The sequence below is a fragment of the Dactylosporangium sp. CA-052675 genome (assembly GCF_050947935.1).
GTDB lineage: Bacteria > Actinomycetota > Actinomycetes > Mycobacteriales > Micromonosporaceae > Dactylosporangium.
Map to the genome: position 1 here is coordinate 6,297,664 of NZ_CP192010.1, position 14,767 is coordinate 6,312,430.

At 75.9% G+C, this 14,767-nt stretch carries 10 protein-coding genes; 7 read left to right on the plus strand and 3 right to left on the minus strand.

Features of this window, described 5'->3' with window-relative positions; genetic code table 11:
- The first annotated feature begins 339 nt into the window (after positions 1-339).
- The gene (locus ACQP1P_RS28045; protein WP_433074804.1) at positions 340-2,955 is read left to right on the plus strand and encodes an AAA family ATPase; all 2,616 of its coding nucleotides are present in this window, start codon (positions 340-342) and stop codon (positions 2,953-2,955) included.
- Positions 2,956-2,981: 26 nt separating this feature from the next.
- Here the strand turns inward: ACQP1P_RS28045 and ACQP1P_RS28050 are convergent, their stop codons facing one another.
- Entirely contained in the window at positions 2,982-4,298 is a 1,317-nt protein-coding gene (locus ACQP1P_RS28050; protein ID WP_433074807.1) for a discoidin domain-containing protein, read from the minus strand.
- Between the two features lie 110 nt (positions 4,299-4,408).
- Between ACQP1P_RS28050 and ACQP1P_RS28055 the strand changes: the two genes are divergently transcribed.
- Positions 4,409-6,976 carry a LuxR C-terminal-related transcriptional regulator gene (locus tag ACQP1P_RS28055; RefSeq protein WP_433074810.1) on the plus strand — a complete coding sequence of 856 codons (2,568 nt, stop codon included), beginning with the start codon at positions 4,409-4,411 and terminating at the stop codon, positions 6,974-6,976.
- A gap of 22 nt (positions 6,977-6,998) precedes the next feature.
- Here the strand turns inward: ACQP1P_RS28055 and ACQP1P_RS28060 are convergent, their stop codons facing one another.
- Both ACQP1P_RS28060 and ACQP1P_RS28065 read right to left on the minus strand, forming a co-directional pair.
- Positions 6,999-8,222, minus strand: a complete 1,224-nt coding sequence (locus ACQP1P_RS28060) for a heparin lyase I family protein (RefSeq protein WP_433074813.1) — start codon at positions 8,220-8,222, stop codon at positions 6,999-7,001.
- 51 nt (positions 8,223-8,273) lie between these two features.
- Positions 8,274-9,587 carry a discoidin domain-containing protein gene (locus tag ACQP1P_RS28065; protein WP_433074816.1) on the minus strand — a complete coding sequence of 438 codons (1,314 nt, stop codon included), beginning with the start codon at positions 9,585-9,587 and terminating at the stop codon, positions 8,274-8,276.
- Positions 9,588-9,910: 323 nt separating this feature from the next.
- On the opposite strand from ACQP1P_RS28065, the gene ACQP1P_RS28070 reads away from it, so the two are divergent.
- From ACQP1P_RS28070 to ACQP1P_RS28090, 5 genes are all read left to right on the plus strand, one after another.
- Positions 9,911-11,425 (plus strand): class I adenylate-forming enzyme family protein, encoded by a 1,515-nt coding sequence (locus ACQP1P_RS28070; protein ID WP_433074819.1) that lies wholly within the window; start codon positions 9,911-9,913, stop codon positions 11,423-11,425.
- Complete coding sequence (locus ACQP1P_RS28075) at positions 11,422-12,567, plus strand: acyltransferase (protein ID WP_433074822.1); 1,146 nt, start codon at positions 11,422-11,424, stop codon at positions 12,565-12,567. The genes ACQP1P_RS28070 and ACQP1P_RS28075 overlap by 4 nt, the downstream gene beginning before the upstream one ends.
- Before the next feature lie 17 nt (positions 12,568-12,584).
- Positions 12,585-13,337 (plus strand): phosphosulfolactate synthase, encoded by a 753-nt coding sequence (locus ACQP1P_RS28080; protein WP_433074824.1) that lies wholly within the window; start codon positions 12,585-12,587, stop codon positions 13,335-13,337.
- 86 nt (positions 13,338-13,423) lie between these two features.
- A complete protein-coding gene (locus ACQP1P_RS28085) occupies positions 13,424-13,825 on the plus strand; it encodes a VOC family protein (RefSeq protein WP_433074827.1) in 402 nt (133 codons plus the stop codon).
- A gap of 140 nt (positions 13,826-13,965) precedes the next feature.
- On the plus strand, positions 13,966-14,739 hold the full coding sequence (locus ACQP1P_RS28090) for an alpha/beta hydrolase family esterase (RefSeq protein WP_433074830.1): 774 nt from the start codon (positions 13,966-13,968) through the stop codon (positions 14,737-14,739).
- Positions 14,740-14,767: the final 28 nt, after the last annotated feature.

The following is a 14,767-nucleotide window of genomic DNA, read 5'->3' on the forward strand; positions in this document are numbered from 1 at the left end:
CGGCGCTCGGCGGCGTGTTTGCCGAGGCCATTGACGGTGTTTACCGCCGGCCCCGTGGCCGCCGGGTGCCGGTCCTCATCGCCGGCCGTCGGATGCGCGCCGCACCCCGCACGGCGCCCACCGCGCGACGACGCCGGCCCGGCCGGGCGGCGGGCCGATCGGGCGGACCGTAGGTGCCGCCCGGGCCGCGCGCATGAGTAGTCGTTGCTCAACACGAATCCGCCCCTACGGTTGCGCCGGTCGGCCGGGGCGGTGAGCATAGGGGCGCGGCGACGTCCCGGCACCGCACGGATGGTGTCGCACGACCGCGCGTCGCCGCCGACACGCGTGGGAGCCACGGTGACTGCGACGACCCTTGCCACGCCGGCGGTGCACTGGCCGCTCGTGGGCCGATCGACCGAGGTACAGCACCTGTCGGCACTGCTCGGCGGCACCGACGAGGCCGGCGTGCTGCTCACCGGCGAGGCCGGCGTCGGCAAGTCCCGCCTGGCGCAGGAGGTCGCGCGGCGGTGCACGGACGCCGGCATGCTGGTGTCGACCCTGTCCGGCTGGGAGGCGGCCGACGGGCTGCCGCTCGCCGCGGCGGCCCCGCTGCTGCCGGCCGCGGGCGGCGACGGGCTGGCCCGCGCGTTCACCGCGGCCACCCGGGCACTGCGGCAGCGGGCCGCGGGCCGGCCGGTGCTGCTGCACATCGACGACGCCCAGCACCTCGACGCCGCCTCGACCGCCCTCGTGCAGCACCTGGCCGGCGCCGTGCCCGCCAAGCTGCTCGTGACCGCCCGGCCCGAGGCGATGGACGCCCCGGCGCTGCGGGCGCTGCAGGCCCGCCCGACGCTGCAGCGGGTGTCGATCGGCCCGCTGCGTCCGGCGGCCGTCGACGCGCTGATCCGCGCCGTGCTCGGCGGACCGCTCGACCGGCTCACCCTGCGCCGGCTCAGCGGGATCACCCGCGGCAACCCGCTGTTCCTGCGCCACCTCGTCGACGCCGGGCTCGCCGCGGGCCGGCTGCGCCCGGTCGACGGGCTGTGGCGCTGGCACGGCACGATCTGCTCCCACGAGGGCCTGCGCGACCTGGTCGCCGACGTCCTGCGCCGGCTCGACACGCAGGAGCGCGCCGCGCTGCGGTACGTGGCGCACGGCGAGCCGATGTCCGCCGACGCCTTGGAGACGCTGGCCCCGCTGCCGGTCCTGGAGGCCCTGGAGCGGCGGCAGCTGATCCGGGTCGACCGCTTCGCGCAGGGGCTGCTGGTGCGGTGCGGCCACCCGTTGTACGGCGAGCTGATGCGGGCCACCGTCTCCGACCGCGACCGCCGGGCGCTCTACGGGCGGCTGGCCGCGGCGGTCGACGCGGCCGGCATGCCCGGCCCCGGCGCGCACCTGCGCTCGGTGCTGTGGCGCCTGGCGGCCCGGGAGCGGGTGCCCGTGCCGGACATCCTGCGCGCCGCGCGGGACGCCCTGGACCGCGGCGACGCGGTCCGCGCCGAGTCCCTGGCGCGCAGTGCCGGCGCGGCCGGGGTGGAGGTGCTGGCCGGGGCGCTCGTCGCGCAGGACAACGCGGTCGCGGCCGAGGCACTGCTCGACGGCGGCCACGAGCATCTGCCGGCGGCCGACCGCGCCGGGCTGGCCGCCCTGCGGGCCCTCAACCTGTTCTGGGGCCTGCGCCGCCCGGAGCAGGCCGCGGCGGTGGTCGATCGGGCCCGGCGGACCCTGCCGGCCGAGCAGCGCGCCGACCCGCGGCTCGGCGTGGCCGCGCTGGCGCTGTCCGTCTTCGGCGACGGCCGCGGCGACGGGGCCCTCGGCGACGGGGTGACCGACAGCGTCGTCGCCGGCGCCGCGTCCGCGATCCGCGCGTACGCCGCGGTCTTCGCCGGCGCCCCGGCCCGGGTCGTGGCCGGGTTCCGCGACGGCGACCTGGCCGCGCCCCGCGCGTGGGCGTCGATGCGCGGCGCGGCCGCCGCCTGCCACGTCCACGCGCTGGCCATGGCCGGCGAGCTGGCGGCCGCGCTGTCCACCGGGCGCGCGTACCACCGCGCGGCACTCCCCCGCGGCGCCGCGTCGGAGGTGGCGATGCTCTCGCTGGAGCTGGGGGTCTGCGAGGTGTGGGCGGGGCGGCCCGCGCGCGCCCTGCCCTACCTGCGGGAGGCGCGGGCCCTCATCGACGAGCACACCCCGTTCCCCATCCAGGCGTACGTGTTCAGCGAGTACGCCGCCTGCCTGGCCGCGCTCGGCCGGGGCGCGGCGGCCGCCTCGACGGTGCGGTACATGCGGGCGCGGCTGCCGTCCGGCTCGGTGCTCGGCGGACATCTGGACATGGCCGAGGCGCGGTGCCGGGCCCACCGCGGTGACGCCGCCGGCGGAGCCCGCATCGCGGCGGCGCTCGGCGAGCGGTACCTGGCCCTGGACCGGCTCACCAGCGCCGCCGACAGCCTGTACCTGGCCGGTCGGCTGCGGCCGGGTGCCGCGGTGGCCGAGGCCCTGCGGCAGGCCGCGCGGCGCGCCGACAGCCCGCTGTTCGTGGTCTTCGCCGACCACGTCGACGCACTGGCGCACCGCGACGTGGACCGGCTGGCGGCCGCCTGCGAGGACCTGGCCGGGCGGGGCTACGCGGCGGTGGCGCTGGAGGCCGCGGCGTCGGGCGTGCGCATGGAGGGGAAGGTCCGCGACAGCCGGTTCCGGCCGCTGCTCGCGACGCTCGGCGAGCGGTGCGAGGGGTTCGTGCCGCCGTGGGCGGAGGGCGTGGCCCGGCCGGCCGCGCTGACGGTCCGGGAGCGTCAGATCGCCGACCTGGCCGCCGCCGGGCTGCCCAACGAGGCCATCGCCCAGCGCCTGCGGCTGTCCGTGCGCACCGTCGGCAACCACCTCTACCGCGTCTACCGCAAGCTCGGCGTGACCGGCCGCGACGGCCTCCCCCGGGTGCTGGCCGCGCCCGCGTCCCGATCGGCGGCCGTGGGGTGACCACCGGCCGGGACGCGACCCGATCCTTATGCGCCGAGGGCGGTCGCCTCGGTGATGCTCGCCCAGCCGTTGGCCTCGGCGTTGTTCCACCACGCATACCTCACGTAGCGAGCCGACCGAGCCGGGAACGTCGTCACCTCGGCCTGCAACGTCGTACCACTACTACGCCCCTCCCACGCCTTCGTGTACGACACCCCATCGACAGACGTATAAATCGTGTAGTCGTTCCACCGCACATCACCACGGTGCCACGCCACCCCCGCACCACAGACACTGCGCTGCGCCCCCAGATCCACCGTCAGATACGCCCCGAAGCCATACCCGGACCAACGCGTCGACAGACTCCCGTCCACGGCATTGCGCGGCGGGTTCACATCCTCGTACGTGCTCGCCGACGCCGACACCACCGGCTGCACGCGGTTGCAGATGGCCCCGGGGTTGATCTCCCGGATGCTCAGCCGCGTCACGTCGACGTCCTGGGCGAGGTCCCACCGGAACGTGGCGATCGGCCCGCCCCAGCGCACCACCTCGTCGCGGGCGCCGCCGCAGCGGTTGTCCTGGTCGATCGCCCAGCCGCCCTGGTCGTCGTACGACGCCACCCGGGTCCACGTGTTGGTGTTGTTGCGGTCGAGGTACGTCTCCAGCCGCACCCCGGCCGCGGTGTTGAACATGACGGCCTTGAAGCCGACGAGCCGGCCCTGCACCGACGCGCCCGCGTTCTGCCAGGGCCGGCTGGCGTAGCCGGCGCCGCCGTCGTGGAAGAGCTCCTTCTGCCATCGGGTCGCGCCGTCGCGGAAGCGCAGGTTCGCCTTGTACGCCGTGCCCCAGCAGGTCTGCGGGGTGGCGCCGCTGCCGGTGTGCCGGGCGCCGCGGGCGTACCAGGTGAACTCCTGATCGGCGTCGGAGGCCGAGTTGAGCCGTACGTGTCCGGTGATCTCCACATCGCGCCAGTCGGACGGGTCGTGCTGATACCCCACCCGCCGCAGCGTCGGCTGCGACCACACCAGGCTGTCCTCGTCGTCGTGGTCGTAGGTGGCGCTCAGGACGCCCAGGCGGGTGTTCGCCTCGGTCACCTTGAACGTGCCGTCCGGGTTGCGCCGCAGCGCCGGCCCGTCGAGCCGCGAGTCGCCGGCCGGGTCGGCCCCCAGCCGCCACACCTGCCCGCCGGCCTTCGTCGGGTACATCATGGCGATGCCGTCGGCGTCGTTGCCGATCGGGCCCGCGGCGGCCGCGGGCCGGGCCGCCACGGCGGCGAGCGCGGTCGAGGCGAGCAGCGCCAGGGCGCTCATCGCGAGCAGCGGCCGGGCGACGCCGGGCGCGGTTCTGCACAGCAAGACGGACATGGTTACGGCCTCCGTTCGGGTGGGCTGCACGCATTCACGGTCACCCCTGCATCGGCCATCGGTCATGAGCGATCCGTACTCAACCGCCGCGCCGCACCGGGGAGCCCGCGGTGACCCCGGCACCCGGCGGGGCCGCGGCCGAGCAGCGCTGGCCGCTCGTGGGCCGTGCGGACACCGCCCGGCACGCCGTCACGCTGCTGCGGCGCTCGGGCGCCGTCGTCGTCGTCGGCTCGGCCGGGCTGGGCAAGTCGCGGCTGGCCCGCCTGGTCCTCGACCGCTGCGGGGCGAGCGGCGCGGTCGTCGCCCGTACCGCCGCCGGCGCCTCCCCGCTCGCCCCGCCGGCCGTCACGGCGCTGCTGGCCGACGCCGGAGTCGGCGAGGCACCGTCGCTCGACGCGGCGGCGCGGGCGCTGCGCGCGCTGGCCGGGGACCGCCCGACGGTGCTCGGTGTCGACGACGCCGACCGGCTGAGCGCGGCCGACGCCGCGCTCGTGCGCGACCTGGCGGAGCGGACCGGCGCGGGGCTGCTGCTCACGGCCCGGCCCGCCGCCGCTGCCGGCTCGCTCTGGTGGCAGCGGCGCCCGATCACGCAGCTGCCGCTGCGCCCGCTGCCGCTGGCGGCCACGGCGGCCCTGCTCACCGCCGCGCTGGGCGGACCGGTCGACGGGATGACGGTCCGCGGGCTGTGGCGGGCGGCGCGCGGCAACCCGCTCGTGCTGCGCCGGCTCGTCGGCGTCGGGCTCACCTGCGGCCGGCTCGTCGCCGTGCGGGACGTATGGTCCTGGCGCGGCGCGGTCGGCGATCCCCGCCGCTGGTGCGACCTGGGGGCGGTCGGCGCCGAGCCGTTGCCGGAGGGCGGGGCCGAGGTGCTGGAGTACCTGGCGGTGGCGGGCCCGTTGCCGGAGGCGGTCCTGCGCGCGGTGGTCGCCGGGGCGGCGCTGGACGCCCTCGTCGGGGCCGGGCAGGTCGTGCGGACGGCCGGTGCGGTCCTCCGCCCGGCGCACCCGCTGCAGGTCGAGGGCGTCCTGCCGTCGGTCGGGTCGCTGCGGCGCCGCCGGCTCTTCCGCGACCTCGTGCGGGCCGCCCACCCGGACGACGACGATCGGCCCGACGACGCTCCGGTGCGCGCGTGGTGGCGGCTCGAGGCGGCCGAGCCCGTTCCCCCGGCGACGCTGCTGGCCGCGGCCCGGGCCGCGCTGGGCGCCGGGCGACCGGTGCTCGCCGCCCGGCTGGCCCGGCCAGTGCCCGGCCACGACGGCGCCCTGCTGCGCGCGGAGGCGCTGGTGGCGCTGGGCCGGGCCGCCGACGCCGAACGGATCCTGCGGCGGCTGTGCCTCGAGCGGCCCGACGACCCACGGGCGGCGGCCGCTCGCGCGCTGAACCTGTTCTGGGGGCTGTCGCGCACCGACGAGGCGGCGGCCGAGGTCGAGCGGGCCCGGCGGCACGTGGACCGGCCCGACGGCTCGCCGGCGCTCACGGTCGCGGCCCAGGCCGTCGCGCTGTTCACCGGCGGGGCCTTCGCGCCGGTCGACGCCTCGGGCGGCGGGCCGCTGACCCGGGACGTCGGCGAGGCGCTGCGGACCTACCAGCTGACCTTCCGGGGCCGGCCGGGCCAGGTGTGTGCCGAGCGCGATCCGCGACCGGCGCCTGCGGCCTGGACCGCGGTACGGATGGCGACCCTGACCTGTCAGACCCACGCGCTCGTGCTGACCGGGCGGCTCCGCGAGGGCCTCGCGGTGGCCCGGCGGCACTACGCGCGGGTGCTGCGCGGCTCCCGGACCGAGGACGCCGCGCCCGCCGCGTACGCCGTCGGGGTCGCCGAGTGGTGGTCGGGCCGGCCGGCGCGGGCCCTCCCGGCGCTGCGCGAGGCCTACGCGCTGGCGGACGAGCGGACGCCGTTCCCGCTGCGGGTGTTCATCGCCGGGCAGTACGCGGTGTGCCTGGCCGCGCTCGGCGAGGCCGACCGGGCCGGGCGGATCCTCGCCGAGCTCGATGACCGGGTGGCGCCGGGCAGCACGCTGAGCGACCGGGCGGAGCTGGACCGGGTGCTCGTGCTGGCCCACGGCGGGCGGCACGCCCACGCCGCCGACCGCGCCGACCGGCTGGCCGAGCGGTACCTCGCCGCGGGCCGGCTCACCACCGCCGTCGAGTGCGCGTACCTGCACGTCCGGCTGGCCCCGGTCCGCTCCGCGGCGGCGGTGCGGCGGCTGCGGGCCGTCGTCGAGCGCTGCGACAGCCCGCTGTTCGAGGTGTTCGCCGAGCACGCCGAGGCCCTGCTGCGGGGTCGCGCCGCGCCGCTGCTGCGGGCGGCCGAGCGCTTCGAGGCGCTGGGCTATCACGGGTTCGCCCTCGAGGCCGCGGCGGCGGCCGCGTGCGACCCGGCCGCGCCGCCGGCGGCCGGGCGGGCGCGGCGGCGAGCGGCCGAGCACTGCGCCGGCCACGCGCCGCCGTGGCTGCCGACCCCGACCACGCCCGCCCGGCTGACCGCCCGCGAGCGGGAGGTGTGCGAGCTCGCGGCCGCGGGCCTGCGCAACGGCGAGATCGCCCAGCGGCTCGGCATCTCGGTGCGAACCGTGGGCAATCTGCTGCAGTTGTCCTACACGAAGCTGGCCATCGGCAGCCGCCGGCACCTCGCCGAGCGGCTCGCGCTCGCCCCGCTGGCCGCCGGCGGCGGGTGAGTCCCGCCGCCGGCCGGCCACCTCAGGCGCTCAGGGCGGTCGCCTCGGTGATGCTCGCCCAGCCGTTGGCCTCGGCGTTGTTCCACCACGCATACCTCACGTAGCGAGCCGGCCGAGCCGGGAACGTCGTCACCTCGGCCTGCAACGTCGTACCACTACTACGCCCCTCCCACGCCTTCGTGTACGACACCCCATCGACAGACGTATAAATCGTGTAGTCGTTCCACCGCACATCACCACGGTGCCACGCCACCCCCGCACCACAGACACTGCGCTGCGCCCCCAGATCCACCGTCAGATACGCCCCGAAACCGTACCCGGACCAACGCGTCGACAGACTCCCGTCCACCGCGTACTGCGGCGGGTTGATGTCCTCGTACGTGCTCGCCGACGCCGACACCACCGGCTGCACGCGGTTGCAGGGGCCGCCACCGGAGCGGGCCGGGTCGACGTCGGCGAACGTGGCCCGCTCGTCGCCCAGGCGCAGCGCGTCGTAGTACATGACCCGCTGGGTGGTGTCCGAGGGGTGGGTGCTGCCGCTGTTCCAGTCCCACTTGTAGATGCCGAACTTGAAGTACGGCGAGCCCTGCGTGTCGGCGTGCGTGCGGCTGCCGGTGAAGCCGAACTTGTACACGCCGTTGCGCCACACCTCCAGCTGCCCCGAGCTGCCGGTGCTCCACTTGACGTGGAACACCCAGTCGGTCCAGGTGCCCGTGCTGTAGGCGTCGAGGTCCACCGTCTGCGAGCGCAGCGGCATGTCGAGCTTCCAGTGGCCCTTCTCGGTCTTCAGCGCCAGCGGCGGGGAGCCGCCGCCGCACCGGGACGCGTCGCACTGGTGCCACTGGCTGACGATCTCGGGCGACTGGTCGTACACCCACGAGCTGGGCAGGTAGATGCTGAAGCCGTACCAGCGCTCGGCGTTGGCCGGCTGGCTGTCGGGCTGGGTCAGCTCGGAGCGCTTGCCGTTGGAGACCGCGGCGTCGGTCTTGTTGAGCTCGAAGCGGGCGGCGTATCCGCCGTCGCGCTTGACGTCGCTGACGATCCGGGTGGACGTGGTACCGCAGCAGGACTGCTTGTAGAAGCCGGGCGGGGGCACCGTGCGGTCCGCCGGGTTCTCCCAGTCCAGGGTCCTCGTCACACCGGCCGGGTCGGCCTGGGCCGGGGACCCGGGCGCGGCCAGCGCGAGCCCGGCCGTGGCCAGCGCGCACGCCAGCAGCGCCCGGACCGGCCGCCATCGTGATGTCATCGGGGGTACCTCCTCTGTGTGGGGTGCTCGATGTCGTAGCAACCGGCCGGCTCAGTGGCAGCCGACCGGCCCGCCCTGGTCGCGCGTGACGCCGTCGATGTCGACGAAGCGCCACGCGTAGTCGTTCGCGCCGAGGTCGAGACGCAGGACGCCGTGCGTGTCGGCGATGCGCCGCTCGCTGTTGGCGACGGTGGTGCCGAACGGGCGCAGGCCCGCACCGCCGGTGCCGACGACGAACTCGCGGATGCCGGCCGGGGTCGCGACGCCGTCGGGGCGCTGGGGCGCGAACCGCTCGTAGTCGTGGTCGTGGCCGTTGAGGATCAGGTCGGCGCCGGCGGCGTACAACGCGTCCCAGAACGGCTTCACGTTGGGGAAGCTGCCGTGCTCGCTGCCGGAGCTGAACTTCGGCCGGTGCCAGTAGGCGGCGACGCACGGCCTGGCGGTCGCGGCGAGGTCGGCCCGCAGCCAGGCGAGCTGGGCGCCGCCCTCGTCGCGGTCGAACTCGGAGTTGAGCGACACGATGTGCCAGGTGCCGAGGTCGAAGCTGTACCAGCTGGCGCCCTGGGGTTTCGCGGCCGCGCCGAAGTAGCGGAAGTAGCCGTCGGCCCCGGCCACGTCGTACTCGTGGTTGCCGGGCGTGGGATGCATCCGGCTGCGCAACGGTCCCCACGTCCGGTCGAAGTACCGCAGGAAGTCCTCGTAGGTGTCGTTGCCGTTCTGCTGGTCGCCCAGGGCCAGGATGCGGGCCGGGTCGATCTGCGCGCTCAGCGCCGCCGTGCGGGCCGCCGGGCAGGTGGCCGCCACGCAGGTCTGCGAGATGTCCCCGACCGCCACGACGACGTTCGAGCCGGCCGGGGCGTCGAGGCCGAGCACCGCCGCCTCCGTGATGCTGGCCCACAGGTGCTGCTCGGCGTTCTGCCAGAACGCGATCCGCACGAAGCGCGCCTGGTGCGGAGTGAACGCGTAGGTCTCCGCCGCGCGCGTCGTGCCGGTGCTGCGGCCGGCGTTGACGTTGCGGTAGCTCACCCCGTCCGCCGAGGTGTAGACGGTGTAGTCGTTCCAGCGTTCGTCGCCGCGGAACCACGCGACCCGCACGGCGCACAGGGTGGCCGCGGCGGGCAGCTCCAGCTGCAGGTAGGCGCCGAAGCCGTAGCCGGACCAGCGGGTGTCCGGGTTGCCGTCGACGGCGTTGCGCGGCGGGTTGACGTCCTCGTAGTCGCTGGCGCTCACCACGGACGGCGCCTGCTGCGTGCCGCACCCGGCCGGCGCGGCGGCGGGGTCGGCGGCGGGCCGGGCTCGGGCGGGGGCCGCGGCGAGCAGGACGACGGCGATCGCGGACAGGACGAGCAACGGTCGGCGGAGCACGGGTACCTCCTGCTCAGCGGGTTATCGCATGAGCAGCATCGAGGTAATCCGATGCGCGTTCATGAGTATCGGAGACTCAATCGGGCCGTCGCGGTCCGGCGGGCCGGACCGGGGCATCGCGGAGCGACCAGCCATCCGCCCCACAGCGCACCGGCGGACCGCCATCGTCGGCCCGCCCGGACGGCACGGCGCCGCGGCCGGCCGGGGCGGAGCCGGTAACGCGATTGCGCCGCCCGCCGCTGGGTAGGGCCGCGCATGAACCGCAAACCCCTGGAAGCCTTGAAACCCTTGTGTGCGAACGGAAGTGCGGGAAGGCGAGGCGCATGACGGTGGTGGCTCGGCTGCTGGGCGCACGAGCGCAGGAGCAGCCGCGGGAGCCGGCGTTCATCGCCGGCGCGGACGGTCGCGCGGTCTCGTGGCCGGCCCTGGCCTCCTACGCCGAACGGTTCCGGCGGCTGGCCGTGACGCGCCGGGTGCCGCCGGGCGCGCGGATCGGCCTCGTCGTCGCCGACCCGCTGCGCTTCGCCGCCGCCTACCTCGGGGGGCTGGCCGCCGGGCTCACGGTGGTGCCCGTCGATCCCCGGCTGCCGGCGCCGGCGCTGGAGGACTTCCTCGCCCGGCTGCGGGTCGACGTCGTGGTCACCGACGCGCCGCTGTCGTCGCCGGGGGCGGGGGTGGAGATCTGGGTGGCCGGGAGCGCCGCGCCGGTGCCGGTGGGCGCACGGCCGACCGGCGTGCGGCCCAGCGCCGATGCCGCCCTGCGTCCGGCCGTGCTGCTGGCCACGTCCGGCACGACGGGTGAGCCGAAGGGTGTTCCGCTGTCGGAGGCGCAGCTGCTGCACGCGGCCCGGCGGGTCGCCTGGCACCACCGGTTCGGGCCCGGCCAGCGCGGGTACAGCCCACTGCCGCTGTTCCACGTGAACGCTCAGGTGATGGGGCTGCTCGCGGCGCTGGTGAGCGGCGCGTCGCTGGTGCTGGACGGCCGCTTCGAGCCCGAGGCGTACTGGTCGCGGGTGGCGCGGTGGTCCCCCACCTGGCTCAACACCGTCCCGGCGATCCTGGACGCCCTCGCCGCGCAGCCCGCGCCGCCCGAGGCGAGCCTGGCCCGGGTGCGCTTCGCGCGTTGTGCGTCGGCGCCGCTGCCCGGCCCGACGCAAGACGCGTTCACCGCGCGCACCGGTGTCGCGGTGCTGAACACGTACGGGATGACCGAGGCGGCGGGCCAGATCACCGCCAACCCGCTCGACGCCTCCGCCCGGCGGGCCGGCTCCGTCGGGCTGCCGGTCGGCGTCGGGCTCGCGGTCGCCGACCCGGACGGCCGGCCCGTCCCGCCGGGGGCGCAGGGCATGGTGATGCTGCACGGCCGTCCGGTGGCCCACCGGTACCTGCGGCTGACCCGGCACGGGGCGGAGGCGAGCCGGCCGGCCCGCGACGCGAACGGGTGGCTGTCCACCGGCGATCTGGGGTACCGCGACGAGGACGGCTACGTGTACCTGGTCGGCCGGGCCGACGACGTGATCAACCGGGGCGGGGAGAAGCTCCACCCGCAGGAGGTGGAGCACGTCCTGCTCGGCCACCCCGCGGTCCGCTCGGCCGCCGTGGTCGCCGCGCCGCACGAGCGGCTCGGTCAGGTACCGGTCGCCTTCGTCATGCTCCGGCCGTCGCACCCGCGGGCCGGTGTCGTCGAGGAGCTCCAGCGCCGGTGCGCCGAGCACCTGCCCCGCCACAAGTGCCCGGCCGCCGTCACCGTCACCGCCGAGCTGCCGACCAGCCCCACGGGCAAGGTGCTCCGCCGTGCCCTCCGCGCCGACGTGGCGGCCCGGGGCGGCGGCCGGTGAGCGGGCCACCGCCGGGCGCCGCCACGCTGGCACGGCACGAGCGGGCGCGGGCCCCCGCCCACCTCGACGCGCTCGATGTCGTGCGGGTGCTCACCGTCGGGCTCGTCATCGCCGTCCACGTGCTCGCCCAGCAGCCCGGCGGGGTGACGCTGTCCAACGGTGCGCCGCTCATCGTGCTGCACGTCAGCCGCGAGGTGTTCTTCCTGCTCACCGCGTTTGTGCTCGTCTACAGCCGCCGTGACCGGGCGCCGTCGAGCTGGTGGGCGTTCTGGCGGAGGCGCTACCTGCTCATCGGCGCGCCGTACGTGGTCTGGACCGCGGTGTACTACGTCGCCGGTGGCGCGCCGCTGTGGCCGGGGAGCCGGGCTCTGACCGGGCTCGCGCGCGACCTGCTGACCGGCGGCGCCCGCTACCACCTGTACTTCCTGCTGGTGACCATGCAGCTGTACCTCGTGTTCCCGCTGCTGCGCCGGCTACTGGCGGCCACGCGGGGCCGGCACGGGTGGCTGCTGGCCGCCGCGGCCGTCTACCAGGCCGGCTGTTACACCGCCGTGCAGCGCGGATCGGTGCCCGGGCTCGGCGACCCCAGCGCGTACCTGCCCAGCTACCTCGGGTTCGTCGTGGCCGGTGGCGTGGCGGCCTGGCACGCGGAGGCGCTCATGCGCTGGACGTGTGAGCGGATGTGGTGGGTGTTCGCCGGATGCGCGCTCGCCGTCGCCGTGGCCGTCGGGGTCTTCTTCGTGCGCGCGTCGGTCCTGCGCCAGCCCCCGCTCGTCGCCGGCGCCGTGTTCCAGCCCGTCGTCGTGGCGGAGAGCGTCGCCGTCGCGTGGGCGTTCCTGGCGTGCGGCGTCGCCTGGCAGCGCCGGGGCGCACCGGGCCGGGGGCTGATCCGCTCCGCCTCGGACGCCTCGTTCGGGGTCTACCTGGCTCACCCGTTGCTGCTGCAGGGTCTGCTGGCGGTGTGTGTGGCCTCGGGCCTGGCCGCCGTGGCCCAGCGGCAGCCCGGCCCGCTCGTCACCGCGGCCGCGACGGCCGTCGTCCCACTGATCTACCTGGCGTGCTGGTCGGCGGTGGCGGTGGCGCTGCGCACGCCGCTGAGCCTGCCGATGACCGGCCGGGCTCGGCGCGGTACCCGGGAATGACCCTTCAGGAGGATGCGATGCGAACGTCACCCGGCATCACGATGGTGATCGACGGCGGGCTGCCCACCGCCGCCTTCACGGACCTCGTCACCAGCCACGGCGACTACATCGATCTGGTCAAGTTCGGCTGGGGCACGGCGCTGGTGACCCGGGACCTCGATCGCAAGGCCGGGGTGCTGCGGGAGGCCGCGATCGGCTTCTACTTCGGCGGCACGCTGTTCGAGCACCAGCTGTGGACCGGGCGGCTGGACGAGTACCTGCAGCTGGTCCGGCGTACCGGCGCCACCCACATCGAGGTGTCCAACGGCACCATTCCGCTGGACCAGCGCGCCAAGGCCGAGCACGTGCGGCGCATGTCGCAGTACCGCCCCGTGCTGTCCGAGGTCGGGTACAAGGACGCCGACCGCTCGGCGCGGCTCACCCCGTCGCAGTGGGTCGACGCGATGGCCGAGGACCTCGACGCCGGCGCCATGATGGTCGTCACCGAGGCCCGCGAGAGCGGCCGCAGCGGCATCGCCCGGCCCGACGGGCACCTGCGCCGCGACGTCCTGGACGCGGTCATCGCCGGCCTCCCCACCGCTCAGGTGATGTTCGAGGCGCCGACCAAGACGCTGCAGGTCGAGCTCATCACCGCCCTCGGCCCGGACGTCAACCTGGGCAACGTCGCCGCGACCGACGTCCTCGGGGCGGAGACGCTGCGCCGCGGGCTGCGGGGCGACACCCTGCTGCACGTGGCCATGGCGCCGTCGAGCCCGTCCGGCGACCACTGAACCCCACCCGTCCGATCCCAACCCGTCCGAACCCAACCCGTCCGATCCCAACCCGTTTCGCCGAACCCGTCGAGGAGACCGAGACCATGCGATCCACGCACGACGCCTTCCACGTCGCGGTGCCCACCCACGATCTCGACGAGGCGGTGCGGTTCTACGTCTTCGGCCTCGGCGCCAAGCTGGCCCGCCGCTACGACGACCGCGTCACGTTCGACTTCTTCGGCGACCAGCTCGTCTGCCACCTCGACGCCGACGCCGTGGCCGCCCAGCCCGTCGAGTATCCGCGGCACTTCGGGGTCACGTTCGCCCGCACCGAGGACTTCGACCGGCTGCTGCAGCTGGTCGAGCACCGCAAGCTGCGCGTCCTGTCCGGCCCCACGGTCCGGTTCGAGGGCACCGCCGAGCAGCACCGCACCATCTTCCTCGTCGACCCGTCCAACAACGTGCTGGAGTTCAAGCAGTACGACGACCCGAGGCTGCAGTACTGACCGGACGGAGGCGACGGCCGCACACCGCGGCGGCGCTCGTCACGGTCGCGTGTCTGGCCCTGACCGCCTCGCGCTCGCCGGCCGTCCGGACACCGCCGGGAGCGCCCGTCAGGTGGACGCAGGCGACCGTCCCGATCGTCGTGGACGGACTCCCCCGCGGCTATCTGCTGGCCCGCCCGTTCGCGCCCGGAGCGGCCCCGCTGCCGGTGCTGGTCGACCTGCACGGCTGCTGCGTCACGCCGGAGTACGAGCACGAGCGCAGCGGCTTCGCCGACGTGACCGGGCCGGCGATCCTGGTGTACCCCACCGGGGTCGGCCAGTCCTGGAACGCGGGCCACTGCTGCGGTCCCGCCCGGGCCGCCGCAGTCGACGACGTCGCCTTCCTCGACGCCGTCGTCGACAAGGTGCTCGCCACCCAGCCCGACGCCGACGCCGGCCGGGTGTTCCTCGTCGGGTACAGCAACGGCGGCAAGATGGCCCTCCGCATGGCGTGCGCGGCGCCCCGGCGCTTCGCGGCCGTCGCGGCCTACGCGGCCGTCAGCTCGATGCCGTGCCCCGACCCGGCGCCGGTGTCGCTGCTCGAGATCGCCGCGACCGGCGACCCGGAGCTGACCATCGGCCCGGGCGGACCGCCCCGCACCCTCGACGGCTACACCCAGCCCACCGTCGAGGGGCAGGCGGAGCAGTACCGCCGGGCGAACCGCTGTCCCGCCACCCCGAGCACCCGCACGCAGGGCAGCCTGACCACGCGCACGTGGTCGGGCTGCGGCACCGGGCGGTGCGTACGGCTCGCCGTCTACCAGGGCGGCAGCCACGACTGGCCCGCCGGCGACGACCTCACCCCGTCGGCCGCGCAGGTGACCTGGGACTTCTTCCGCACCGCCGGCAACGCGGCGGCGGGTTGCCGGCGCTGAGCCCCCGCAGTCGCCGCAGGGACAGCCA